This is a genomic window from Mycobacterium sp. TH-M106, assembly GCF_057473765.1.
The window spans coordinates 1-2747 of the sequence record NZ_JBYCLE010000434.1 but is presented as its reverse complement, the minus strand read 5'-3'; the positions used below and the strand labels follow the sequence as shown (position 1 = coordinate 2747).

At 64.1% G+C, this 2747-nt stretch carries 2 protein-coding genes; both read right to left on the bottom strand.

Translation table 11 applies throughout. The features are described 5' to 3' along the window. Positions 1 to 105: 105 nt before the first annotated feature. The gene (locus AC2VOP_RS15325; RefSeq protein WP_486961777.1) at positions 106 to 807 is read right to left on the bottom strand and encodes a hypothetical protein; all 702 of its coding nucleotides are present in this window, start codon (positions 805 to 807) and stop codon (positions 106 to 108) included. A 55-nt stretch (positions 808 to 862) separates the two neighbouring features. Continuing rightward, on the bottom strand, positions 863 to 1813 hold the full coding sequence (locus tag AC2VOP_RS15320) for a HipA domain-containing protein (protein ID WP_486961776.1): 951 nt from the start codon (positions 1811 to 1813) through the stop codon (positions 863 to 865). Positions 1814 to 2747: the final 934 nt, after the last annotated feature.

Genomic DNA, 2747 nt, shown 5'->3' with positions numbered 1-2747 from the left:
GATCGTCGTTAGGACTGCGCTGCGCAGGGGCCAATGCTTTCGCAACGCTGTGCCACGCGTACAACAGCCTGCGTGTTGCGCAAAGATGTGCCGATATTCAAGCCGTCAAGCCACTGTGCGCCAGCGAGGGTCATCGAAGGGCGACTTGCCATCGATGACGCCGTCAAGCCGCAACAGCAAGCGCAAATGCGGGTTGGTCTCCGGTGGATTGGCCTTGACCACGCTAAGTCGCGCCTGCCCGCCACGTATCACCGCGGTTACATAGTCCAGCAGTGGGTCGGGAACGTAACCCAGTTTTACTCCGTGATCGACGATTCGGATCGCCGCCGGGTTGACCACATTGTCAATCTCAGGCTCGAGGTGCAATACCCAGTCTTCCGGTAACCCTGAGATGCGGTCACTCGCGGCGTCGCAGCGGTGGCTGACACCGTGGGCCAGGAACCGCGCTTCGGTATGCCCGGTGGCGACGTCGATCGTTGGGAACGCGATCAACTCAATCGTGTCACCTTCGCGATACCCGCCGGAGGCCGACAAGATCTCCCAGGAGTCTGCATCCTCGTTCAGGTTCAACTCCGCCAGATACTGTGGCCGATCGGCGCGCTTTGCGCCGATCACTCGTTCGGCGAACGCGGAGAACAGATGGGCGCGGTGATATCGGCGGCGGACGCTGCTAAAACCGATCAACGGCACAAATGACGGCGAGCTGGCTGCCGTCTCCAGGTAGGCGAATTCGAAACTTCCGTCGGCAAGTCTGTCGAGGTATCCGATCGCGCGATACGTGCCGTCCGGGTCGCGCCTGGTGACCATCAGCCGCGCATCCGTGTGCGCGCTAAAACCTGCGGTTGTTGGAACCAGCAGACCACTATTCCTCATCGATTAGTCGCCTCCGATTCAGTGCAAGAACTTCAGCAACAAAACTACGAGTCACCTCTGACAAGTCCGGCACTGCTTCCACAATATCGTCGCACACCTGGGCGCTGACCTGCGACATTTGGTTCATCCAGTGGCCACGCGCTGTAGGGCTGGCCGCCTGCAGTGCCTGCAGGGCAAGCTCGACCAGCGTCACCGGCCCCGAATCGGGGAAGCGTGTCGCTTTGCCGCGGCGGCACCACGCATCGACGCCCTCCGCGAGGGCGCGCTGGTGGACGGCCTCGCCGTAGCCGCTGCCCAGGGCACTGCCGTGATCGAAGCTGTGCGCTAGGCGCATCGACCCACTCGGTGCTTGTACGAGTGCCCAGTTTTTGGCGTGTCGGTCGGTGTTGACGATCCAGGCGTCCAGCATCAGGTAGCCCACAAATACGTCGAATGCCGACCACGACTCGTACGGGGTTTCCGGTGGGCCGCCAAGGCCTGCGAGCACATGCTGGATCGCTTCCGGGGTGTGCCCTCGGCCGGTGTCGGCGTCGAAGGTGTCATCGAACTCCTCCAGTCGGCTGGCGCCTGCGCTGAGTACCCACCCGCCTGGCCGCACATCTCGGCTTATCGAGCCCCGCACCGGCTGGTTATCCCTGAGCTGTACCGATAGGGCGAGCTCTGTCGTCGCCGTCGGCACACCTATCAACTGCGCCACTTCGTACGAGATCTTCTCTGCCCAATCGTCACCGCGGACGAGAACGTCGGGCGGATCTCCTCGCTGTTCGCGCGCTCTGGAGCGCAGCAACTCCTTGGTGCGGCGCGGCTTGAACAGCCAGCGACGGCCAGCATGCGGGCTGTCATCGGGTGGAATGAACCAGCGCTTGCTTTCGTCGCCGCCGGGTTCGCGTTCGCCGCGTTCCCAACCCGATGCGGCCAGGTCGATGACGGTGAACGGCATAGCCAACCAGCGTAAACACGTCCGGCCGTTTCATGCCCGCGCTCATAGCCAGCCTGCACGTTTTTTTTCCATGGCCGATACGCTCGCTCCCCAACAGTTACCGGCTTGGGAGCCTCGTGGGGACTGTCGTGCGGAGATCGACGGAAGCTGTCATCGACCTTCTGGCGTGCGGCGGCCGCCTGGTCAAGACCTGTGCCCGCCAGTTGGAGTACGCAGCACCCCGCCGCGCAGATCGGTGAGATTCGTCCTGGCCTCGACCTCGCCCCGGGCGTTAGGCCGGACGTCCGAGCTTGTCACGCCCTTGGTGCTCAGCGGGTAGTGGTGTGTCGTCGCGGGGCGGGTGTGCGCTGCACCCGGGTGTTTCGCGGGCACTTTTCGTGCTGCTTGCCTTGCTCTGGATGAATCCGGGGGACCCGGATCACGGCTGCTCGGCGCGAATCCGCGCCACCCAGCTCTCGATCTCGACCGCGCGACGAGGGGCCCGCGTCGATGGTCAGCAACCCCAGTAGGAATGTCTGTGTCCTCGGGTCCGTCCGCGCCTACAACCACGACATTCTCTGACAAGGGTTGTGGCGCCGAGGGATTCAGACCGTGCCGCAGCCGTGTAGCTGTGACGTTAACGGGTAGGTTCTCAGCCACGCCGTCCTCGCTCGCGTAGAACACCACCCGCTCACCGACGGGGGTTTCCCATACACCGAGCTCGAGGACCTCCGGTTGCCGGACGAGGGCTTGCTGGTTCTGCGGATCTACCGCAAGAAAGGCGACGACTCCCATGCCCGCGCGGTGCGGCGGCACGCAGCCTGCGGCGGCCCGCGGCGGTGACGTCGGGTTCGAAGTGCCGCCTCACCCGTGGCCCGGCAGGGCTTGCAGGTCGCCCTCGATGCCGTGCAGGTCGCCTTGGATACCGTGCAGCCTGCCTTCGATGGCCTGCAAG